This window comes from Rhizobium sp. PAMB 3174 (assembly GCF_052908375.1).
Genome location: NZ_CM128608.1, coordinates 608,026 through 631,306 on the forward strand (window position 1 = coordinate 608,026; position 23,281 = coordinate 631,306).

17 protein-coding genes are annotated in these 23,281 nt (G+C 62.1%); 7 read left to right on the forward strand and 10 right to left on the reverse strand.

The genetic code is table 11. The annotated features are described in order from the left end of the window. Nucleotides 1-226: 226 nt before the first annotated feature. From ACU5AY_RS02885 to ACU5AY_RS02925, 9 genes are all read right to left on the reverse strand, one after another. On the reverse strand, nucleotides 227-1,189 hold the full coding sequence (locus ACU5AY_RS02885) for a helix-turn-helix transcriptional regulator (RefSeq protein WP_446827929.1): 963 nt from the start codon (nucleotides 1,187-1,189) through the stop codon (nucleotides 227-229). A gap of 197 nt (nucleotides 1,190-1,386) precedes the next feature. Continuing rightward, the gene (locus tag ACU5AY_RS02890; RefSeq protein ID WP_446827930.1) at nucleotides 1,387-2,214 is read right to left on the reverse strand and encodes a carbohydrate ABC transporter permease; all 828 of its coding nucleotides are present in this window, start codon (nucleotides 2,212-2,214) and stop codon (nucleotides 1,387-1,389) included. After that, the gene (locus ACU5AY_RS02895; RefSeq protein ID WP_446823287.1) at nucleotides 2,211-3,095 is read right to left on the reverse strand and encodes a carbohydrate ABC transporter permease; all 885 of its coding nucleotides are present in this window, start codon (nucleotides 3,093-3,095) and stop codon (nucleotides 2,211-2,213) included. Before ACU5AY_RS02895 ends, ACU5AY_RS02890 begins: the two co-directional genes overlap by 4 nt. A gap of 60 nt (nucleotides 3,096-3,155) precedes the next feature. Then, nucleotides 3,156-4,430 carry an extracellular solute-binding protein gene (locus tag ACU5AY_RS02900; RefSeq protein ID WP_446828928.1) on the reverse strand — a complete coding sequence of 425 codons (1,275 nt, stop codon included), beginning with the start codon at nucleotides 4,428-4,430 and terminating at the stop codon, nucleotides 3,156-3,158. Between the two features lie 75 nt (nucleotides 4,431-4,505). After that, the gene (locus tag ACU5AY_RS02905) at nucleotides 4,506-5,576 is read right to left on the reverse strand and encodes an ABC transporter ATP-binding protein (RefSeq protein ID WP_446827931.1); all 1,071 of its coding nucleotides are present in this window, start codon (nucleotides 5,574-5,576) and stop codon (nucleotides 4,506-4,508) included. A gap of 9 nt (nucleotides 5,577-5,585) precedes the next feature. Next, nucleotides 5,586-7,097 carry an arabinosylfuranosidase ArfA gene (gene arfA / locus ACU5AY_RS02910; protein WP_446827932.1) on the reverse strand — a complete coding sequence of 504 codons (1,512 nt, stop codon included), beginning with the start codon at nucleotides 7,095-7,097 and terminating at the stop codon, nucleotides 5,586-5,588. A 126-nt stretch (nucleotides 7,098-7,223) separates the two neighbouring features. Next, nucleotides 7,224-8,153: an ArsR/SmtB family transcription factor gene (locus ACU5AY_RS02915; protein ID WP_446827933.1), complete on the reverse strand. Its 930-nt coding sequence runs from the start codon at nucleotides 8,151-8,153 to the stop codon at nucleotides 7,224-7,226. A gap of 118 nt (nucleotides 8,154-8,271) precedes the next feature. Continuing rightward, the gene (gene hutC, locus ACU5AY_RS02920; RefSeq protein ID WP_446827934.1) at nucleotides 8,272-9,021 is read right to left on the reverse strand and encodes a histidine utilization repressor; all 750 of its coding nucleotides are present in this window, start codon (nucleotides 9,019-9,021) and stop codon (nucleotides 8,272-8,274) included. After that, complete coding sequence (locus ACU5AY_RS02925; protein WP_446827935.1) at nucleotides 9,014-10,357, reverse strand: formimidoylglutamate deiminase; 1,344 nt, start codon at nucleotides 10,355-10,357, stop codon at nucleotides 9,014-9,016. The genes hutC and ACU5AY_RS02925 overlap by 8 nt, the downstream gene beginning before the upstream one ends. A gap of 167 nt (nucleotides 10,358-10,524) precedes the next feature. On the opposite strand from ACU5AY_RS02925, the gene hutI reads away from it, so the two are divergent. The 6 genes from hutI to recQ all read left to right on the forward strand — a co-directional run bounded on the left by hutI (nucleotide 10,525) and on the right by recQ (nucleotide 18,351). After that, nucleotides 10,525-11,736, forward strand: a complete 1,212-nt coding sequence (hutI, locus tag ACU5AY_RS02930; protein WP_446827936.1) for an imidazolonepropionase — start codon at nucleotides 10,525-10,527, stop codon at nucleotides 11,734-11,736. Continuing rightward, on the forward strand, nucleotides 11,733-13,268 hold the full coding sequence (hutH, locus tag ACU5AY_RS02935) for a histidine ammonia-lyase (protein WP_446827937.1): 1,536 nt from the start codon (nucleotides 11,733-11,735) through the stop codon (nucleotides 13,266-13,268). The genes hutI and hutH overlap by 4 nt, the downstream gene beginning before the upstream one ends. Before the next feature lies 1 nt (nucleotide 13,269). Then, a complete protein-coding gene (gene hutG / locus ACU5AY_RS02940; protein ID WP_446827938.1) occupies nucleotides 13,270-14,070 on the forward strand; it encodes an N-formylglutamate deformylase in 801 nt (266 codons plus the stop codon). A gap of 10 nt (nucleotides 14,071-14,080) precedes the next feature. Further along, nucleotides 14,081-15,754 carry a urocanate hydratase gene (gene hutU, locus ACU5AY_RS02945; protein ID WP_446827939.1) on the forward strand — a complete coding sequence of 558 codons (1,674 nt, stop codon included), beginning with the start codon at nucleotides 14,081-14,083 and terminating at the stop codon, nucleotides 15,752-15,754. 57 nt (nucleotides 15,755-15,811) lie between these two features. Beyond that, entirely contained in the window at nucleotides 15,812-16,408 is a 597-nt protein-coding gene (locus ACU5AY_RS02950; RefSeq protein WP_446827940.1) for a HutD/Ves family protein, read from the forward strand. Between the two features lie 89 nt (nucleotides 16,409-16,497). Then, the gene (gene recQ, locus ACU5AY_RS02955; protein ID WP_446827941.1) at nucleotides 16,498-18,351 is read left to right on the forward strand and encodes a DNA helicase RecQ; all 1,854 of its coding nucleotides are present in this window, start codon (nucleotides 16,498-16,500) and stop codon (nucleotides 18,349-18,351) included. A 22-nt stretch (nucleotides 18,352-18,373) separates the two neighbouring features. Here the strand turns inward: recQ and ACU5AY_RS02960 are convergent, their stop codons facing one another. Further along, nucleotides 18,374-19,864, reverse strand: a complete 1,491-nt coding sequence (locus tag ACU5AY_RS02960; protein WP_446827942.1) for an NAD-dependent succinate-semialdehyde dehydrogenase — start codon at nucleotides 19,862-19,864, stop codon at nucleotides 18,374-18,376. Nucleotides 19,865-20,168: 304 nt separating this feature from the next. Between ACU5AY_RS02960 and ACU5AY_RS02965 the strand changes: the two genes are divergently transcribed. Beyond that, nucleotides 20,169-23,216, forward strand: coding sequence for a M10 family metallopeptidase C-terminal domain-containing protein (locus ACU5AY_RS02965; RefSeq protein ID WP_446827943.1), 3,048 nt, complete (start codon nucleotides 20,169-20,171; stop codon nucleotides 23,214-23,216). Nucleotides 23,217-23,281: the final 65 nt, after the last annotated feature.

Sequence of the window (23,281 nt, forward strand, 5' to 3'; positions counted from 1 at the left end):
AATTCCCCGCTTCGCGCGAGGGCATCACCGACGCGCAAATTAAAAAAGCTTGAAATGGTGTTCAGTTGAGAACCGCATCATGCGGAAGAAGCCATTACACAAAGGCTTGGGGCGGGTATAGCTAATGGTTGTAAACCTTAATGTCGCCTTAAAATTCCGCTGTGTTTACATTAGGATACTGAAATTATGCGTTCGCGTGATCGCTTTTCGCATTTGTGATATATCTTTAGGTTGGTCTTGCCCGCTTTTTCCGCGTCTCGGATGGTGATTCGCCGTAGAGGGTTCGATAGCGCGACGCGAAATATCCGAGATGCCGAAACCCCCATTTGAAGGCGATTTCCTTCACCGTCCCCGGACATGAGGGATCAAGAAGGTCCTGGCGGACCCTCTGAAGGCGCAACTTCTGGACGTAATTCGTCGGACTTGCTCCAATCTCATCCTTGAATGCCTGCTGGAGGCCTCGCATGCTGACGCCTGCCACCCGCGCGACATCCTCAATCGTGAAGTCTTCCGAGAGGTGCTCGTGCAACCAGGAGATGGTCCGCCTCACCGTGCCGCGATACGCCGTCATTCCGCCGGTCGAGGCCTTGGACGGCCAATATTCTATGAAAGCGGCCACGATCGCCTCCTTCACCTGAAGGGCGGCAAAGGGAGATTTCAGCAAGGGGTGCACCTCGGATCCGTCGCCAATCAGCACCATTGCCATCTGTTCGACGATCGAAAGTCCGTGCGCTTCGATGCTGGCCACCGCTTCCAGGCTCGCGAGCTTCTCTGTCGGATCGATCTCATGCGTCGATGCGAGCGATGCGTATCGTGCCTGGGGAATTTCCGCGCAGACGAGACTCGATCCGGCGGAGGCGTTTATGACCATGTCATCCGTATTGACCGCCAGATAGGCGGCGCCTTCGCCTATGTCGACGCTTTCGCCTTTGCGCTTGAAGCGGATGCGTCCCGACTTGACGAAGAATATCCCGAAGCAGTCGCTGTTGCCGAGAGCTTGGGAGAAGACGTATCCGCTCCGCGTCGAGGCCTGCGTCAGCTTCATGTTGCGGACGGTGGAAACCTGGAATCGGATGTCCAGCTCGGTCTGTCCAGCTATCGGATCCAGCCTCGGGGCACTGATCAGCGCTCCCACCGCTTTCCGGAACTCGGCGGGATCGCTCGTCTCGATCAGGCATTTGCGTAACATGTTTACAGGGCTCCCGGCCGCGGGAGGTGTGGCAAATCTTGACCCCGCGCCGTGTCATCTTCTTACATTGTTCAAGATGTAAGTGCACATGACCTGGATGTCATCGGTCAAGGCCGGAACGACCATTATTGGTGTCGTCGGGCCATGCGACCGGCAATTTCCGCCCCACCCGGCTCCGGCGCTGCCGGATTGAAACCCTAGCCCTTGACCCCCGACGAGATCATCACCGCCTCCGTCACCTTCTTCTGGAAGATGAGATAGGCGACCGCCACCGGCATGGCGGCGAGCAGGGCGACCGACATCAGCCGGGCGTAATGCACGCCGAAAGCATCGTTGACCTGGGTGATTCCGACCGGGATCGTCATCATGTCTTCCGACGTGATGATCAGGAAGGGCCAGAAGAAGGCATTCCAGACGCCGATGAAGGTGATGATCGCAAGCGCGGTGGTGATGCCCCAGTTGAGCGGCAGATAAACCTTGAAGAGGATGGTGTATTCGCCACCGCCGTCGAGCACCGCCGCCTCGCGCATTTCCTTCGGCACGGCGTCGAAGAACTGCTTGTAGACGATGATCACCACCGGCACGATCAGCTGCGGCAGGATGATGCCGCCCCAGGTGTTGATGAGACCCATTTTGTGCATGAGGATGAACTGGGTGACGACGAGAGCCTGGGTCGGTACCATGAAGCTTGCAAGGACGATGCCGTAGAGCAGCCGGCGGCCGGGAAAGCGGATCTGCGAGATGGCGTAGGCGCACATCAGCGAGAACAGGATGACGACCACGGTGACGATGACGGCCGTGCCGACCGAGTTGAAGTACCAGGTCATGATCTTCGTATTGAAGATGGCCTCAATATAGGCAGTGAGCTGGAATTCGTCCGGCAGGAGGCTGGCATTGCTGACGACGCGCTCTTCCGAGCGGATCGAGGTGATGAATGCCCAGTAGAGCGGAAAGATCCAGATGGCGGCTGCCGTCAGCGTCGCCAGCGTCAGGATGATGTTTTCGGTGCGGCGCGCCGGGCTCATTGACCCCTCCTGATGCGAAGAAGCTGGAACTGAAGCACCGAAACGCCGGCGATCAGGATGAACAGGACTGTGGCGACGGCGGAGGAATAGCCGCCGTGATTGAGCTGGAAGGCTTCGCGGTAGACCTTGAGCAGCAGAACGTAGGACGAGTTGAATGGACCGCCCTGGCTCAGGAGATAGATCTGGTCGAAGATCTTCAGCTGCAGGATCAGTTGCAGGGTGAGGACGAGCGCGGTGACCGGCCACAGAAGTGGCCAGGTGACGCGGCGAAACCGCTGCCAGCTGGTGGCGCCGTCGAGTGCGGCCGCCTCATAGAGTTCCTTCGGGATGTTGCGCAGACCCGCGATGAACAGAAGAACGTTGAAGCCGTTCGTCCACCAGATCGTGACGACGGCGACCGTCGGCATGACCCAATAGGGGTTCTTGAAGACCGCGACCGGCTTGCCCGAAATCAGCGAGATGAGGGGCTGCAGGACGCCGAACTGGAAATCCAGCATCCACGCCCAGATTTCCGTGACCACGGAGACCGGCAGGACATAGGGCAGAAAGAAGAGCGTCATGACGAGCGCCTGCAAGGCGCCGCTCAGCCGGTTGACGGCGAGCGCGATCATCAGCGCGATGATCGTTGTCGGAACGACCGTCAGCAGGATGAAATAACCGTTGTTCTTCAGCGAGGTGATGAACAGGCGATCGGTGATCAGCTTGACGTAGTTGTCGAAGCCGACCCAGTTGCCGGGGCCTATCAGCGGCGCGTCGGTGAAGCTGAGGCGCACCATTTCGACGACCGGATAAAGAAAGAAGAGCGTGAAGGTGATGACGAACGGCGCCACCATCGACAACGCGATCAGCGACTTCTTGCGCCGGTTTTCAATCATGGCCATGGCATGTTTCTCCGTCTGGACGGCCCCGGCCGGCGGGAAGCCCGCCGGGGCGACTAGGCGCTATTTCAGCTGGCCCTGCAGTTCCTCCTGGATCTGCGTCACAGCGTCCTCGGGGCTCATGTAGCCATGGATCGCCGGTGAGATGATGTTGATCGCAGCATCATAGGCAGGCGAGGCGACGCCGGTCACGCGGGTCTGCGGGTCGTAGGCGGCATGTTCGGCGAGCGACGCATAGGTCGCGTTCGGTTCCATGCCCTTGTACTCGTCGCTTTCGGTGACGGGCTTGTAGGCCGGGATGTGGCCGGCTGAGGCCCACTTGATGGCATGCTTCTCCATCCAGCCGATCACTTCCATGACCGCCTTGCGCTTTTCGCCGGAAATCGTCTTGTCGCCCTCGTTCGGAATGGCGAAGGCGTGAGAATCCGCCCAGGTCGCGGGCTCGCCCATCAGCGGCGGGATTTCGACCGCGCCCCACTTGAAGCCGAGCTTGCCGCTGGATTCGAGGTCGTTGAAGGTCGGGACTTCCCAGACGCCGTTCAGCTGGAAGGCGGACTTGCCGGACGAAAACAGCGCGACGGAGGCTTCGTATTCGGCCTGCTGCGGCGCCCAGCCTTCCTGCTGCCAATGAGTCATGGTCTCGATCGCCTTGGCGGCCTTGGCGGCGTTGTCGCCCGGAAGGACTTGACCGTCGGCGATGAACTCGCCGCCCTGCTGCTTGAGAAGCGTATAGAAGACGCGCCAGACGCCGCCATCGCCACCGGTCTGGTAGGTCAGCGGCGTTTCCATGCCGTTGTCCTTCAGCCACTTCAGCGCGCCTTCGAAGTCGGCGAGCGTCTTGATGCCGGTCAGCTTGCCGTTGTCGTCGAGATAGGGCGAACCTTTCAGTGCGTCGGCATTGTAGTAGAGAATGATTGCGTGGATATCGAACGGCACGGCGTAGAGCTTGCCGTCATAGGTCGCCGCCTTGATCGGGGCTTCGAAGAAGTCGCTGCGGCTGAGGCCGGCATTCTTAAGGTCCTCGTCGGTGATCTCGCTCAAGACGCCTTCCTCGAGGCCGAGCGTTGCACGCGACAGGTGGTAGGTCATGATGTCCGGACCTTCGCCGACGGCAACGGATGTGCGGACCTTGGTATAGAAGGGGACGCCCCATTCCAGCGTCGTGCCGCTGATCTGGATGTCGGGATGCTCCTTGTTGAAGCCGTCGATCAGGGCTTTCATGCGCACGCCGTCGCCGCCGCTCAGGAAATCCCACCAGACGATGTTTTCCTGAGCCAGTGCCGGCAGCGCCGTCAGGCCGATGACGCTCGTCATCAAAAGTGCCTTCAGATATTTCATCATGCTTTCCTCCCTTGTTGTGACAAACCGCCAATCGCTCCCTCTGGCGGCTCCTGGTAATGAAACGAAAACGCGCTAGCGCAGCCGGCTGCCGTCTCTGGCAAACAGCATCAGGTTCTCCGGTTTGCAGGTGAGATGGATCGTCTCGCCGCTGCTCGCATCGCGCCGACCGCGGCGCTCGACCACGATTTCGCGGCCATCCTTCAGCCGGGTGTGGAGATAGGAGACGCCGCCGAGGTCCTCGGCCATCTCGATATTTGCGGCAAAGCCGCCGTCGCCGATGTTCAGGTGCTCCGGACGCATGCCGGCCGTCAGCTGCGTGCCGACGGCGAGATCGCCCGTGACGGCCGCACTCATGACGGCGCCGGTGCCATCCAGTTCGACCTTCAGGCCGGTTTCATCCCGTCCGCGCACCGTCGCTGACAGAAAGTTCATGGCCGGCGAACCGATGAAGCCGCCGACGAACTGGTTGTCGGGATCGTCGTAGAGCTGGAGCGGCCTGCCGGATTGCTGCAGAACGCCTTTTTTGAGCACGAAGATCTGGTCGGCGAGCGTCATCGCCTCGACCTGGTCATGCGTCACATAGATCATGGTGGCGCCGATCTGCTTGTGCAGGCGGGCAAGCTCGAGGCGCATCTGCACGCGCAGTTCCGCATCGAGGTTCGACAGCGGTTCGTCGAACAGGAACACCTTCGGCTGGCGGACGATCGCCCGGCCGATGGCAACGCGCTGGCGCTGGCCGCCGGAAAGCTGCGACGGCTTCTTCTGCAACTCCTCCTCGAGCTGCAGAATGCGGGCCGCCTCGTGCACCATCTCCTGCACCTCGGCCTTCGGCGCCCGCCTCAGCCGCAATGAGAAGGCCATGTTCTCGAAGACGGAGAGATGCGGATAGAGCGCATAGGACTGGAACACCATGGCGACGCCGCGGTCAGCGGGTTCCACATTGGTCACATCCTTGCCTTCGATCATGATCGACCCGCCGGAGGTTTCCTCCAGCCCGGCGATCATTCTCAGAAGCGTCGACTTTCCGCAGCCCGACGGTCCGACGAACACGGCGAAATCGCCTTTCGGGATTTCCAGCGACACGTCATGAATGACGCCGAGGCTCCCGTAGCTCTTCTTCACATTGCGAAGCTGAATGCTCATGATCCCGCCTCAGCTGACCTTGAGGCGCAGGACGTGGTAGGACAGAGGCGCAAGCGAACCCTTGAGCTTGCCGTCCTCCATGCCGACGCCCGAACCGTTGGTCGGCTTGACGTGATCCTGGCGGTCCGGGCCGTTGGTTTCCTCAAGGCCGTAGCCCTGCATGGCGAAGTGCTCGGCGAGCGACGGACTGGCAAAGCCGGTCAGCGAGACGTCGAGATCGGCCTTCTCCGTCAGGTGGCGGTTGACGATGAACAGCGTCAGCATGCCGCCTTCCTTGTCGTGGACCGCGGAAACGTCGAGATAATTGACGTCGTCGGCGACGCGGCAGTCATAGGTCGGACCGCTGACGGCGACGTTCAGCGCATCGCCGCGGCCATAGAGCGAGGCCATCTGGTAGGGATAGTAGATCGTCTGGCGCCAGGCCGGCCCGCCCTTTTCGGCGCGGATCGGGGCGATGACGTTGACCAGCTGGGCAATGCAGGCGATGCGGACGCGGTCGGAGCGGCGGATGAACTCGTTGAGGAGGCCGGCGACGAAGAGTGCGTCCTCGAAATTGTAGTCTTCCTCCAGCAGGGCGGGGGCTTCCGGCCAGTCCCACTGCTTGATGCGGCGACCGTCTTCCTCGCGGATGTGGTACCAGACGTTCCATTCATCAAAGCAGATATGGACGTCGTTCTTGGCGCGCTTCTTCGACTTCACGTAGTCGATGGTGCCGGCGATCGTCTGGATATATCGGCCGGTTTCGTCGATCTTGCCGAAGTAGTTCAGCGTGTCCTTGCTGTTGTTGCCGAAATATTTGTGCAGCGAGATGTAGTCGACGTTCTCGTAGCATTCCTCGAGAACCTGACGTTCCCATTCCGGATAGGTAGGCATGCCGTCGTTGGAACTGCCGCAGACGATCGCCTCAATGGTCGGATCGAAGCCCTTGAAGGCCTTGGCGGTCTCGTTGGCGAGGCGGCCGTATTCGGTGGCGACCTTGTGGCCGATCTGCCAGGGGCCGTCCATCTCGTTGCCCAGGCACCACATCTTGACGCCGTAGGGATCGTTGCGGCCGTTGGCGCGGCGGCGATCGCTCAAGGTCGTGCCGCCCGGGAAATTGACGTATTCGAGGAAGTTGCGGGCGTCTTCCAGTCCTCGTGAACCGAGGTTGACGGCGAGCATCATGTCGATGCCGGCCATTTCCGCCCAGATGGCGAAATCATCAATGCCGACCTGGTTGGTTTCCTTCGAGCGCCAGGCGAGATCGAGGCGGACCGGACGCTTGTCCTTCGGGCCGAGGCCGTCTTCCCAATTGTAGGCGGAGACGAAGTTTCCGCCCGGATAGCGGATCGCCGGGATCTTCAGATCCTGGACGAATTTCAGCACGTCCTTGCGGAAGCCGTTGGCATCGGCTTCGGGGTGCCCGGGCTCGTAGATGCCGCTGTAGATCGCCCGACCCATATGCTCGATGAACGCGGAATACAGTCGGTTGTCGATCGTACTGACACGAAAATCCCGATGGACAGCAACGCGTGCTTCCATTCTATCCTCCCAATTTGTATATCGATTAATCAGATATGCATCTGAATTGACGATAAACTCATGGCAAGCCGGCTTTTTGTCAACAGGCTTAATGTGCTGCAGCGCACAGAGGGGAAGGCGTTTCCGCTAAGCAACTGTATTCAGGCGCAAAATTATGTCCTGGTCGTAGTTGCCGAACCCGCGGCCGAAGATGTTGACGCCGCCCGGATGACGGCCGTCGGCCTTGACCTCGATCTTCAGCCGTATCGAACGGTGATTGTCGATATCGAGGTCGGCGATGACGACGTCGGAGATCTTCTGGCCGTCGACATAGGTTCCGTCCGGCCCGACCATCCAGGTCTTCAGCATGCCGTATTGCGAGCCCTTGAGCTTCCACCAGGTGGGGGTGAGCAGGCCGCGATGATCGCCGAAATCGCCGGGCGAGGTCCAGACGCCGATCTCCTTGCCGTTGATCGAGAGGAGGATGTCGGACGGCCAGTTGCTTAAGGTTCCCGGCACTTCCGAACTGATTTCCATAACGACTTCAAGGCTTTCGACGCCGACTCCCTTGAGCTTGGCATTGTTGGGGAACTGATATTCGATGAAGCCGCTGGTAAACCACAAAAGGTTCGCCCGCATCCGTTCCGGGTCCATGAAGGTGTCGGGAACGTCGAGCAGGCCGATGATGCCTTCGGTCGAACAGATGCCGCAGGGGCCGGTGACGGTGCTGCCGGTATAGAGCCCGAGCGGCATCGATACCTCGATCCGGTTCGGCATGATCTTGGTGGGCGATGGATTGAACGCCAGCACGAGTTCGTCATAGACGACATAGCAGACCTTCTGGCTGCCCTTGCGGGCCTTCTTCACTTCCGTGCGGATAAGCCCTGCGCTTTCAAGGCTCTGGAGGTGAGAGGAGGCGGAAGACTGCGGCAATCCGGCGGCCTCGGCAAGCTCGTTCACATTCATGCCCGGGTTCTTGGCCAGTTCCTGCATGAGCTGCAGGCGGGGCAGGGAGGCGACGGCCTTCAACAGGACGGCGTCCTTTTCCGGGTCGATGACGAGAAATTTCGGATTCATGCCGGCGTCCTGGCGTATTGATCGGATTCCCATGTCTATATCGTATTTTTCGATATTTACAAATCAATACAGGCTAGGCGCCGGAAATGCCTTTCGCCGCAGAGCTGGCCGGATATCCTCAGCCGGCGACCGGGGCGAAGGTCGCGGCGATGACGTGCTTTTCACCGGGATAGGTGAAGCGGACGAAGGTGACCGGGCCGACCTCGCTCCAGGTGCGGCGCTGGATCAGCAGGCAGGCAGTCCTTGCCGGAACCTGCAGGTGCCGGGCAGTCTCCGTCGAGGCGTTGACGGCGAAGATCTTGTGTTCGGCGGTGCTCCAGGGCACCTGCTTCAAAAGCCAGGCGCCGGATGGTCCATCGGCGAAGGTGGCTCCCTCGGCATCCGGCACGGTATCAAGGTTGATCAGCCGTTCCTCCATGCAGAAGGGTTCGCCGCCGGCCATGTGCAGGCCGCGTATCTCGATGAGGCCGGTTCCCTTGCGGACCTCGAGGGCGGCGGCGTCCGCTGCCGTCGCTCCGCGCTGGGTCCTGGACAAGAGCCGGTAGGCGTAGGGGAGTTTCATGGCGCGAACTTCGGCCTCGACGTCGGTGATCTCCAGTATTGCCGATTGCCCGCGCGGCTGGGCGACGAAGCTGCCCGACTTCCGGCGACGCTCGATGAGGCCCGATTTGGCCAGCTGCGTCATGACCTTGTTCATGGTCATGCGTGAGACATCGTAGGAGGCGGCAAGGTCGACCTCGAACGGCAGACGATGGCCGGGTGGCCATTCGCCGGAGACGATCTTGCGCTCCAGATCCCCCAGGATTGTCTTGTGGAGGGATGAGCGGGCGGGATCGTTCTTGCCGGTCGTGTCCGTCCTGTCAGCCATCGATCAGCTCTCTCATGGTGTTGCGGAATCGATCGGCGATGCGACGGCGGTCGATGTGCTGGCCGCCTGTTACACATTTGCGGCCGCTTGCCCAGACGCTGTCGACGGAGACGCCATCGGCGAAGATCCAGTGGTCGAGCAGCTGGTCATCCGTGCGCACGAACACAGTCTCCGCGTCAAGTGATACCAGGTCGGCGGGCGCTCCCGCGATCAATCCGGTTCCGCTTGCGAGTGCCTTCGCCCCGCCGGCAAGGGCCCCGTCGAAGAGCCGCCGCCCGGTGGACTGGCCGGCTGCGGCAATGACATTGCGGGCGCGCAGGCCGAGCCGCTCGGAATATTCGAGCTGGCGCAGTTCATGGGCGACCGAAATCGAGATATTGGAATCCGAACCGACCCCGAATTGGCCGCCATTCTGAAGAAAGGCCTCGACCGGAAAAATACCGTCGCCGAGATTGGCCTCGGTGATCGGGCAGAGGCCGGCGATCGCCCCACGCTTTGCCATCCCGGACGTTTCCGCATCGGTCATGTGGGTGGCGTGGATGAAACACCAGCGCTGGTCGACCGGGGCGTTGGCGAGCAGCCATTCGACCGGCCGCGCACCCGACCAGGTGACGCAATCCTCGACTTCCTTCACTTGCTCGGCGACATGGATGTGGATCGGTCCGTCGCCATGCGCCTTCACCAGTGTCTGCAGTTCATCCGGCGTCACGGCTCTCAAGCTGTGCAAGGCGAGGCCTAGCTCGCCGCCGTCCAGCCCGGCGGTCACCTTGCCGCTTGCTTCCATCAGCCTTGCAAAGCTGTCCAGTGAATTGACGAAACGCCGCTGGCCGTCAATCGGCGGCTGGCCGCCAAAGTTCGAGTGCGCGTAGAAGACGGGCAGGAGGGTGAGGTTGATGCCGGCGGTGGCGCTGGCCGCGCCGATCCGTTCGGCATGCTCGGCGATATTGGCGTAGGGCCGACCATCCTTCTGGTGGTGCAGATAATGGAATTCGCCGACGCGGGTGAAGCCCGCCTCCAGCATTTCCATGTAGAGCTGGGCCGCGACCGCTTCGATCTGGTCCGGTGTCATGGACAGTGCGAAGTCGTACATCACGGTCCGCCAGCTCCAGAAGCTGTCGCTTGCCGGGCCGCGCACTTCGGCGAGGCCGGCCATGGCGCGCTGGAAGGCGTGGCTATGGAGATTCGGCATGCCGGGAACGACTATGGCATGACGCTCGTCGCCGGCCTGCGGCGTCGCATCCGGTGTCACGGAGCCGATCAAGCGGCCGTCGAACGTGATGCGGACATTTTTTCTCCAGCCTTCGGCCAGCAGGGCCTTTTCGGCGAACACAGCCATTCGTGAGCCTCCTTGCGGTCCGGTGCCGGTAAAACTCAGCATCCGGGTTTCTCAAAATTCGCTTGCAATGCGATTTTTATGTATATACATATTTAGCACAAAGAAAAGCGAAAATGCGAGGCAACCCTCAGTCATGGGGCGTCTTGTAAGGCTGAAGAGGTGGAGAGATGTTGCTCAGGAATGCGCGGATCGCGACGCTTGACGATGCCGATGGTGGCCTCGGCGTGATCGACAAGGGAGCAGTCCTTTTGCGTGACGGCCGGATTGCCTGGGTGGGCGAAGAAAGCCAATTGCCGGACGGTGCTGCGGCCGATGTCGAGGTGAGGGACCTCGGCGAACGCTGGGTCACCCCGGCGCTGATCGACTGCCACACGCACATCATTTACGGCGGCAATCGCGCCCGCGAATTCGAAATGCGGCTCGACGGCGCGACCTATGAGGAAATCGCCCGTGCCGGCGGCGGCATCGTCTCCTCTGTCAACGCCACGCGTGCGCTCGACGTCGACGGTCTCGTTGAAACCTCGCTTGCCCGCCTCGATACGCTGCTTGCCGAAGGCGTTGCCACCATCGAGATCAAGTCGGGCTATGGCCTCAGCATAGAGGCGGAGCTCAACATGCTGCGCGCGGCCCGCGCCATCGAGAAAATCCGGCCGGTCCGCGTTGTGACCTCATTCCTTGGCGCGCATGCCACTCCGGCCGAATACAAGGGCCGCAACGGCGATTACATCACCGACGTCGTTCTGCCGGCGCTCCGTCAGGCGCACGCCGAAGGGCTGGTCGATGCCGTTGACGGATTCTGCGAAGGAATCGCCTTCCAGCCGGACGAGATCGCCCGGGTCTTCGATCTGGCAGTCTCGCTCGGCCTCCCGGTCAAGCTGCATGCCGAGCAGCTCACCAATCTCGGCGGCGCCAGGCTTGCCGCCTCCTATGGCGCACTGTCCGCCGATCACCTCGAATATCTCGATGCCGGCGGCGCCAAGGCCATGGCCGAGGCGGGGACGGTTGCCGTCCTGCTTCCGGGCGCCTTCTATGCGCTCAATGAAAAGCAGAAGCCGCCGGTGCAGGCGCTTCGGGATGCCGGAACCCGCATCGCGATTGCGACGGACAGCAATCCGGGCACTTCGCCGCTGACCTCGCTGCTTCTGACCATGAACATGTCGGCGACGCTCTTCGGACTGACTGTCGGCGAATGCATCGCCGGTGCCACCCGGGAGGCGGCCCGCGCGCTCGGCCTGCAGTCCGAGACCGGCACGATTGCGCCGGGCAAGTCCGCCGATCTCGCCATCTGGGACATCGATAGCCCGGCGGAGCTGGTCTACCGCATCGGCTTCAACCCGCTTCACGCAAGGATCTTCAACGGAGAATGGATCGCAAGATGACCATCGTTCTGAAACCCGGTCATGTCGCTCTCAGCGAGCTAGAAACGATCTACTGGACGGGCGAGCCCGCCCGGATCGAGCCGTCCTATCACGCCGGCATAGAGAAGGCGGCGGCGCGCATCGCCGAAATCGCCGCCGGCAACGAGCCGGTCTACGGCATCAACACCGGCTTTGGCAAACTCGCCTCGATCAAGATCGATGCCGCCGACGTTGCCACGCTGCAGCGCAACCTGATCCTGTCGCATTGCTGCGGCGTCGGTGCGCCGCTTGCGGAAAACATCGTCCGGTTGATCATGTCGCTGAAGCTCATCTCGCTCGGTCGCGGGGCTTCCGGCGTGCGCATGGTCGTCGTTCGGCTGATCGAGGACATGCTGGAGAAGGGCGTCATTCCGGTGATCCCGGAAAAGGGGTCCGTCGGTGCGTCCGGCGATCTGGCGCCACTTGCCCACATGGCCGCCGCAATGATGGGCCATGGCGAGGCATTCTTTGCCGGCGAGCGCATGAAGGCTGCCGCCGCGCTTGAAAAGGCCGGCCTGCAGCCCGTCGAGCTTGCCGCCAAGGAAGGCCTGGCGCTGATCAACGGCACGCAGACCTCGACCGCGTTGGCGCTTGCCGGTCTCTTCCGCGCCCACCGGGCCGCCAGCAGCGCGCTGGTCACCGGCGCGCTGTCGACCGACGCCGCAATGGGGTCCTCGGCGCCGTTCCATCCGGACATTCACACGCTTCGCGGCCACAAGGGCCAGATCGACGCCGGCAGCGCGCTGCGCAACCTGCTCGAAGGTTCGGTCATCCGCGAAAGCCACATCCAGGGTGACGAGCGCGTTCAGGATCCCTATTGCATCCGCTGCCAGCCGCAGGTCGACGGCGCCTGCCTCGACCTTCTGCGCATGGCGGCCCGTACGCTGGAAATTGAGGCGAATGCGGTCACCGACAACCCGCTGGTGCTCTCGGACAACTCTGTCGTTTCGGGTGGTAATTTCCATGCCGAGCCGGTGGCGTTCGCCGCCGACCAGATCGCCATTGCGGTTTCGGAAATAGGAGCGATCGCACAACGGCGTATCGCCCTTCTGGTCGATCCGGCGCTTTCCTACGGATTGCCGGCCTTCCTCGCCAAGAAGCCCGGCCTGAATTCCGGTCTGATGATCGCCGAAGTGACGTCCGCGGCGCTGATGAGCGAAAACAAGCAGATGACGCATCCGGCCTCCGTCGATTCCACGCCGACCTCGGCCAACCAGGAAGACCATGTCTCCATGGCCTGCCACGGCGCACGGCGGCTCCTGCAGATGACGGAAAACCTGTTCTCTATCATCGGTATCGAGGCGCTCACCGCCGTGCAGGGCGTCGAGTTCCGAGGTCCTCTGACGACCAGCCCGGAACTGATGAAAGCGATGAAGGTGGTGCGCGACGCGGTCGCGTCGCTCGAGGTCGACCGCTACATGGCTGACGATCTCGCCGCCGCCACCGATCTGGTTGCCACCGGCGCGCTGAACGCCGCGATCAGCCCCGGCATCCTGCCGGTTCTGGAGGCGTAAGATGGCTGTCGTCGACATCAAGCAGGGCACTTCGCCCGTCATCCTGGGCCTGCCGCATACCGGCACCGACGTTCCGGAAGCGATCTGGAACCGGCTGAACGACAATGGTCGGCTGCTCGCCGATACCGACTGGCATATCCATGATCTCTATGACGGGCTGCTTGCCGACGCGACGAGCGTCCGGGCGACCTTTCATCGCTACGTGATCGACGCCAACCGTGATCCGGCGGGAGGCAGTCTCTACCCGGGCCAGAACACCACGGAACTCGTGCCGACGACGGATTTTGACGGCAAGCCGATCTGGAAGACCGGGCAGGAGCCGACAGAGGCCGATATCGCCGAACGCGTCGCCGCCTTCCACGCGCCGTATCATGCGGCACTCGCTGCTGAAATCGAGCGGGTGAAGTCGATCCACGGCATCGCCGTCCTCTACGACTGCCATTCGATCCGCTCGGTGATCCCGTTCCTGTTTGACGGCACGCTGCCGGATTTCAATGTCGGAACCAATCTCGGGATCACCTGCGCGCCCGAAATCGAGGCGGCCGTGGAAAACGTCGTCGCTTCCGCCTCCGGCTACACCCACATCGTCAACGGCCGCTTCAAGGGCGGCTGGACGACGCGGCACTACGGCCGGCCGCAGGATGGCGTCCACGCCATCCAGATGGAGCTTGCGCAGTCGACCCATCTGGCGACGGAAGCGCCGCCGTTTGCCTATGACGCCGACAAGGCCGCTCGCCTTTGCATTCACCTGAAAGACATTCTGGAGCGCATCGAGAGGATCGCGCTTTCCGCCCGGATCTAGGAGGATCATCATGGACAATCCGCGCCATAACATTCGTGACGTCCGCAGCCCGCGTGGCACCGAACTCAACGCCAAGAGCTGGATGACGGAAGCGCCGCTCCGCATGCTGATGAACAATCTCGACCCGGAGGTCGCGGAAAACCCGCACGAACTGGTCGTCTATGGCGGCATCGGCCGCGCCGCGCGCACATGGTCGGATTTCGACCGTATCGTCGCCAGCCTCAAGGACCTGGAAGAAAACGAGACGCTGATCGTGCAATCCGGCAAGCCGGTCGGCATCTTCAAGACGCACAAGGACGCACCGCGCGTGCTGATCGCCAATTCCAACCTCGTGCCGCACTGGGCGACCTGGGATCATTTCAACGAGCTCGACAGACGAGGCCTCGCCATGTACGGCCAGATGACGGCCGGCTCCTGGATCTACATCGGTTCGCAGGGCATCGTGCAGGGTACCTACGAGACCTTCGTCGAAGCCGGACGCCAGCATTACAACGGCAGCCTGAAGGGCAAGTGGATCCTGACCGGCGGTCTCGGCGGCATGGGTGGCGCCCAGCCGCTCGCCGCGGTCATGGCCGGTGCCTCGTGCCTTGCGATCGAATGCAATCCGGATTCCATCGATTTCCGCCTGCGCACCCGCTATCTCGACGAGAAGGCGGAGACGCTGGACGAGGCCATGGAAATGATCGACCGCTGGACGAAGGCGGGCGAGGCGAAGTCCGTCGGCCTTCTCGGTAACTGCGCCGACATCCTGCCGGAAATGGTCAAGCGCGGCATCCGCCCCGACATTGTCACCGACCAGACCTCGGCGCACGATCCGATCAACGGCTACCTGCCGAAGGGCTGGACAATGGCCGAGTGGCGGGCCAAGCGCGAAAGCGATCCGAAGGCCGTCGAGAAGGCTGCCCGTGCCTCCATGCGCGAGCACGTCGAGGCCATGCTCGCCTTCTGGGATGCCGGCGTTCCGACGCTCGACTACGGCAACAACATCCGCCAGGTGGCCAAGGACGAAGGGCTTGAAAACGCCTTTGCCTTCCCGGGCTTCGTGCCGGCCTATATCCGCCCGCTGTTCTGCCGCGGCATCGGCCCGTTCCGCTGGGCCGCTCTCTCGGGCGATCCGGAGGACATCTACAAGACCGACGCCAAGGTGAAGGAGCTGCTGCCGGACAACACGCACCTGCACAACTGGCTCGACATGGCGCGCGAGCGCATCTCCTTCCAGGGCCTGCCGGCGCGCATCTGCTGGGTCGGTCTCGGCGACCGTCACCGCCTCGGCCTCGCCTTCAACGAAATGGTCCGTAACGGCGAGCTGAAGGCTCCGATCGTGATCGGCCGTGACCATCTCGACAGCGGCTCGGTCGCTTCGCCGAACCGCGAGACGGAAGCGATGAAGGACGGTTCGGACGCCGTGTCCGACTGGCCGCTCCTCAACGCGCTCCTGAACTGCGCTTCGGGCGCGACCTGGGTGTCGCTGCATCACGGTGGCGGCGTTGGCATGGGCTTTTCGCAGCATTCCGGCATGGTCATCTGCTGCGACGGCACGGATGATGCCGCCGCCCGCGTCGGCCGCGTTCTCTGGAACGATCCGGCGACCGGCGTCATGCGCCATGCCGATGCCGGCTACGACATCGCGCTCGATTGCGCCCGCGAGCAGGGCCTGCGCCTGCCGGGCATTCTCGGCAACTGAGGCTCGTCATTGAGGCCCCGGACGATGGTCCGGGGTCTTCCCTTCTGGAGGTCTGCCATGGCTGCCAACGTCGCTAGAATCCTGCGTCCTGATGACTACCGCCGCATGCCGTGGAAGAACGGCGGCGGCGTCACCGTCGAGGTTGCCATCCATCCGCCCGGCGCGACACTCGACACGTTCGACTGGCGTGTCAGCATGGCAAGCGTCGTCGAGGACGGGCCTTTCTCACGCTTTCCCGATATCGATCGGACCTTGTCGGTCCTGACCGGCCACGGGCTTGAGCTCTTCGTTGCCGGCGATGCCGCCGTCACGCTTACGTCCGAGAGTGCGCCGCACAGCTTTGCCGCCGACGCAGAGACCCGTGCGCGGCTGATCGACGGGCCACTCACTGATTTCAACATCATGACGCGGCGTGGCCGTTGTCGGCACATGGTTTTGGCCATTGCGGAGGGCTCGAGGGATATCGAGCTGCCGGAGGGTGCTTGTCTGCTGGTCTACTGCTGCGAAGGCTCGGCGGACGTCGTCATCGGCGGCCAGACCTTCGCTCTTGCTGCCGATGAAACGCTGCTGCATCCGGCCGATGGCATCGGCTTGGCGCGTGTTGATGCCGGGATGGATAGCCATATTCTCGCGGTGGTCATCGCGCCGGCCTGAGGACTGTTCTTGGGAATGATGGCGGCAGGGGTCACGCCCAAGGGATCGCTGTGCCATAATGGCGGAAATTCTCCCACGAAAGCGATTCCATGCCGCAGTCTCCCCACCGCATCGAGCCCTTTTTCGACGACGATCCACATAGTCCGCTTGCCGTCCTGAAGCGGGTTTACGGCTATCCGGCCTTTCGCGGCCGGCAGGCGGAGGTCGTCGAACAGGTGGTGTCCGGCGGCAATGCCGTCGTGCTGTTTCCGACCGGTGCCGGCAAGTCGCTCTGCTTTCAGGTGCCCGCCCTCTGCCGCGATGGCGTCGGCATCGTCGTCTCGCCGCTGATCGCGCTGATGCGCGACCAGGTGGAGGCATTGAAGCAACTCGGCGTGCGCGCCGCAGCCCTGAATTCATCGCTGTCACGCGAGGAGTTCATGGATGTTCGGCGAGCGATCGGCGAGGGCGAACTCGATCTCCTGTACGTCACGCCGGAACGCATCGCGACGCCCGGCTTCAAGGACATGATCGGCAACGCCCGGATCGCGTTGTTTGCGATCGACGAGGCGCATTGCGTATCGCAATGGGGCCACGATTTTCGCCCGGAATACCGCGAGCTCGGCAAGCTCGCCGAGGACTATCCCGGTGTGCCAAGGATGGCGCTGACAGCGACCGCCGATCCGCATACCCGCGAGGATATCATCGCGCGGCTCAATCTGTCGTCCGCCAAGGTCTTCACCACCTCCTTCGACCGGCCGAACATCGCCTATGAAATCGTCGAGCGTGACCAGCCGCGCCAGCAGCTCCTGCAGTTCCTGTCGCGGCACAAGGGGGCGAGCGGCATCGTTTATTGCCTGTCGCGCGCCAAGGTCGAGGAGACGGCGGAGTGGCTGAACGGGCAGGGCATTCGCGCGCTTGCCTATCATGCGGGCATGGAGCGCGAGGTTCGCGACGCCAATCAGGACGCGTTTCTCAAGGAAGAGGATCTTTGCCTGGTGGCGACCGTCGCCTTCGGAATGGGGATCGACAAGCCGAACGTGCGTTATGTGGCCCACCTCGACCTGCCGGGCTCGGTCGAGGCCTATTACCAGGAGACGGGACGCGCCGGCCGCGACGGTCTGCCGTCGGAGGTATGGATGGCCTACGGCATGGCCGATGTCATCCAGCGCGGGCGTATGATCGACGGCGGCAATTCCGCGGTCGAGATCAAGCGTGTCGAACGGGCGAAGCTCAATGCGCTATTGGCCATCTGCGAGACGCCGGGATGCCGGCGGCAGGCGATCCTGGCGCATTTCGGCGAGCCGCATCCAGGGAATTGCGGCAATTGCGACACCTGCCTGAAGCCGGTCGAGACCTGGGACGGCACGGATGCGGCGATCAAGGCGCTTGCTGCTGTCTACCGCACCGGCGAACGCTTCGGTGCCGGCCACCTGATCGATGTGCTGATGGGCAACGAGAACGAGAAGACCACCCGCTTCGGCCATGTCGACATGCCGGTCTTCGGCGCCGGCAAGGATGTGCCGGCGAAAACCTGGCAATCGGTTTATCGGCAATTGCTGGCAGCCGGTCTCGTCAGCGTCGACCACGAGGCCTTTGGCGCGCTGAAGCTGGAGCCGGAAGCGCGCGCCGTCTTCAAGCGCGAACGCCAGGTCCTGTTCCGCAAGGACCGCCCGACGCGCGGCAAGGCCTCCAAGGGGGGCTCGGCCCGCGCGGCGACCGCCAAGGCGGCGCTGGAAGGGCGTGACATGGAACTGTTCGAGGCGCTGAGGGCTGCGCGGATGGAAATTGCCAAGGGGCTCTCCGTGCCGCCTTACGTCGTCTTTCCGGATACGACGCTCGTCGCGTTTGCCACTGAGCGGCCGACCGACCGGGAGGCATTGCTCGGCATTTCCGGCGTCGGCCAGTCGAAGCTGGAACGCTTCGGAGACGAATTCCTCGCCGTCATCCGGGCGCACGAATAACGGCGGGGCGGGCGGCTTTGTCTCAAATGCCGCCCATGCAGAGATATTTCATCTCCAGATAATCCTCGAGGCCGTGGCGGGAGCCTTCGCGGCCGATGCCGGACTGCTTCATGCCGCCGAAGGGGGCTGCTTCCGACGACATGCGGCCGGTGTTGATGCCGACCATGCCGTATTCCAGCGCCTCGGCGACGCGCCAGACGCGTTTGAGGTTGGAGGCATAGAAATAGGCGGCAAGTCCGTAGATCGTATCGTTTGCCTCGCGCACCACCTGGTCCGGGTCCTCGAAGCGGATGATCGGGGCGAGCGGACCGAAGGTTTCTTCCTGCGCGACCCGCATCGCCCCCGAGACCTCCGTCAGCACGGTCGGCTCGAAGAAGGTACCGTCATTGCCGATCCGCTTGCCGCCGGACAGGATCGTGCCGCCCTTCGACACCGCGTCGGCGATATGGCCTTCGATCTTGGCGAGCGCCTGCGTGTCGATCAGCGGGCCGATCGCCACATCCGGGACAAAGCCGTCGCCGACCGTCAAGGTCTTCACCCGGGCGGCGAATTTCTCGGCGAATTCGTCATGCACGCCGGCCTGCACGTAGAGCCGGTTGGCGGAAACGCAGGTCTGGCCGGCATTGCGGAATTTCGCCTGGATCGCGCCGTCCACGGCTGCGTCGACATCGGCGTCGTCGAAGACGATGAAGGGCGCGTTGCCGCCAAGTTCGAGGCTGACTTTCTTGATCTGCTCGGAACACTGGCGCATCAGCAACCGGCCGACCTCCGTCGAGCCGGTGAAGCTGATCTTGCGCACCTTGGCATTGGTGCAGAGTTCATGGCCGACGGCAGCCCCTTCCGACGCATAGACGAGGTTCAGGACACCTTCCGGAAAGCCGGCCTTCTCGGCGAGCGCGAACATGGCGCCGGCAACGAGCGGCGTCTGTTCGGCGGGCTTGAGGACAATGGTGCAGCCAGCGGCAAGCGCCGGAGAAATCTTGCGCGCGACCATCGAGGCCGGGAAGTTCCACGGCGTGATCGTGCCGACGACGCCGATCGGCTGCTTGATGACCATCATCCGGCGATCGTTTGACGGCGCCGAAATCGTCTCGCCATAGATCCGGTTCGCTTCTTCCGCATACCATTGCAGATAGGCGGCGGCGTGGCTGACCTCCGACTTCGCTTCGGCGAGCGGCTTGCCCATTTCGGCGGTCAGGATGGCGGCGAGATCGTCGGTATGGTCGACGATCAACTGGTGCCAGCGCCAGAGTACGTCGCTGCGCGCCCGCGCCGTCAGCCCGGCCCATTCCGCCTGCGCCTCATAAGCCTTGTCGATCGCTGTCGTCGTTTCCTTGACGCCCATGTCCGGCAGTTCCGCGAGAAGCTCGCCGGTCGAGGGATTGTAGACCTTGAACGTGCGTTCGCCGGCGACCGGTCCAAGCGCCTGGATGCGTACCAGGCTGCCGAAAAGGTCGGGGTTTTTCAGATGGCGGGTGAGGGCAGAGGTCAGGGTCACGCGTGTATGCTCCATGAAACAGACGGGCCTCCCGAACCCGACCGGGGGCATACGCCTTGCATGAATTGCGGCAAGCGACAACCGCGAATTTGTCTCTGAGACAATGCCTTGGCCAATGGTGGGGGAGGCACATGCTTTGACCGCCGGGGAATTGCCGGTGTCTTTCAAAGTCACCCTGGTCCGGCGGTTGTATGGAAGCGGCAGAACTCGCGTTGATTCATAAAGATTTTCCAGGGTCGAGAGACGAATAATTCACCAACTTTGCTAACCGGAAAACAAGGCTGGTTCCAGCAATATGGTGCAATGGGTGAAGACCCTGTTGTCGAAGCAAATGAATGGGAATGCGATGGCACTGTCCTCCTGGTCTGATCAGCAAGTAATCGCCCAGTTGAATTCCGGCTCGCGCTGGACCTCGTCGGTCATCACCTACTCCTTCGCAACGTCAGCCAGCGGTATCGCAACCTACTCGGGCGAAGGGTCGGGATTTTCCGCCTTCAGCTCGACACAGCAGTCACGCGCGCAACTGGCGCTGACGCTCTGGGACGACATCATCAAGCCTTCGGTCCAGCAGGTGGCAGCCGGCTCGTCGTCCACCACCTCGAATATCGAGTTCGGCAATTCCAGCACCGGCGTCAGCTATGCCCATGCCTATTACCCATCGGTCGGCAGCGTCTGGCTGAGCAGCGCCTACAATTCGACGACCGGCGTCAATGACCTGATGACGCCGAAGATCGGCGCGCACGGCTTCATGACCTATATCCATGAGATCGGTCATGCCTTCGGCCTTGATCACATGGGCGACTATAACGGCTCCGCCGAAACGCCGTCGTCCTACCAGGATTCGACGGTCTACTCGGTGATGTCCTATTTCGGCCCGTCCTGGGGCTCGGGCAGCGCCAACGGCCAGGGGCTGGTCGCCTGGGCGGACTGGGTCGGGGCCGACGGCAAGCTCTATTCGCCGCAGACGCCGATGATGAACGACATCATGGCCATGCAGGCGATGTATGGCGCCGACACGACGACGCGCACCAGCGACACCGTCTACGGCTTTTCGTCGAACATCACCGGCGTAACGGCGGCGATCTACGATTTCAGCCAGAATCTGCACCCGATCATCTGTATCTGGGATGCCGGTGGAAACGACACCCTCAACCTGTCAGGCTGGAACACCGCCAGCACCGTCGATCTGGCGCCGGGCAGCTTCTCGTCCGGCAATAGCATGACGATGAACATTTCCATCGCCCGCAACTGCTATATCGAGAATGTCGTCACCGGCAACGGCAACGATACGGTTTCCGGCAACGAACTGGCCAACGTCATCACCACGAATGGCGGCAATGACGCCGTCTACGCCCTGGCCGGCGACGACACAATCTCGGCCGGTTCAGGCAATGATACCGTTGACGGCGGAGACGGGACGGATACGGTCCTCTTTGAAGACAGCTGGGCGAACATCAGCTGGACCTATGATGTCACCACGGTGACCTTCACCTTCATGAGCACCTTGATCGGCTCGGATACGATTACGGCCGTCGAACGCTTCATCGATAGTCTGAATGTCGTGCGGACGTTCAGTTCCCTGCTCGATCCGGCTCTTTTCGATCCTGCCGCCTCCGTTTCCGCCGAAGCTTCCACGGTTGCGGAGGGCGATGAGGGCACCAGTTCCGTCACGTTCAACGTGACGCTGAGCAGGGCGGCAGACACGGAACAGCAGGTGAGTTGGACGCTGGCGGGAACCGGCGCCAATGCTGCCAACAGCAGCGATTTTTCCGGTGACACGAGCGGTGTGCTGACATTTGACGCCGGCGAGACGTCAAAGACCATCACTGTGTTCGTCCGCGGTGATACGGTCTACGAACAGGACGAAACGTTCCGCATCGTGCTGTCCGATCCGACATCCGGACTGGATCTGGGTGTTGCCACGGCTGATGTCACGATCATCAATGACGATGTTCAGCCAGTCTACAACGAAATTGCTGGTACCAAGAGATCCGAGTTGCTCCAGGGCACCGATGATGCGGATCGTATCGTCGGCAATGGTGGCAACGACAGGCTGCTTGGCGCAGCGGGCAACGACATCCTGATCGGCGGATCCGGCAACGACTATCTCGACGGCGGCAGCGGTGATGATCAGCTCAACGGCGGCAGCGGAAATGATATCTACGTGGTCGACAGCGTCGGCGACGTCATCATGGAGATCGCCGGCAAGGCGGGCGGGACGGATACGGTCTACACGACCTTGGAAAGCTTCGTCCTCGGCGCCAGGCTCGAGAACCTCAATTTTCAGGGCGACGGAGACTGGACCGGGACGGGCAACGAGCTTTCGAACGGGATCACCGGCGGCAGCGGTGATGACCAGCTATTCGGCGGCGCCGGAAACGATACGCTGAACGGAGGCATCGGCAACGATGTTCTGGACGGCGGTTCCGGCATCGACCGGATGATTGGCGGCGCGGGTGACGATGTCTACTATGTCGACAATGCGCGGGATGCGATTGTCGAATACAGCAACGGCGGAACCGACACGGTCCTCGCCAATGTGAGCAGCTACAAGCTCTCCGCCAATGTGGAGGATCTGACCTATGTCGGGACATCCTCTTTCAAGGGATACGGTAATGGTTCAGACAACACGATCACTGGCGGCGACAATGGAGATTATCTTGACGGCGGCAATGGCAACGACACGCTGATCGGTGGCGCGGGCAATGATCAGCTCATTGGTGGCAAGGGTAATGATATCCTGATCGGCGGTACCGGCGACGACAAGATGTACGGCGGTGCCGGAAATGATACCTACTACGTCGACTCGACCGGTGATCTGGTTTCCGAGGCGCGCGGCGCCGGCACGGATACGGTTCACGTTACGCTCCAGAGCTACACGCTGGGCGCCAATCTCGAAAATCTCATTTACGATGGCGACGATGACTTCCATGGGACGGGCAACACGCTCAACAACAGCATTTCAGGCGGCGCAGGAAGCGACGTGCTGAACGGCTCTGCCGGAAATGACTGGCTGGCAGGCGGTGCCGGCAACGACATCCTGATCGGCGGATCGGGCAAGGACAGTTTCTTCTTCCAGCATATGGGCAGCGAGAATGCCGATACGCTGGCGGACTTCTCCAGTGCAGATGACACCATCCTGCTTGATCACGGCGTCTTCGCCGACCTTCCGTCTCTGGGTGAACTTCTGGAAAGCGCCTTCGGGACAGGAGACGCGGCCACGACGGTCGACCAGCGGATCATTTATGACGATACTGCGGGAACGCTTTCCTACGATAGCGACGGCAACGGAGCGAATGCCGCCGTGGTCTTCTCGCATGTGGCTTTGGGCACGGTTCTTCAGCATCAGGATTTTGTCGTGGTCTGAGCCCGACAGATCGGCAGATTCTGATATCTTCAAGCAAAAGGCCCGCTCGACGACGAGCGGGCCTT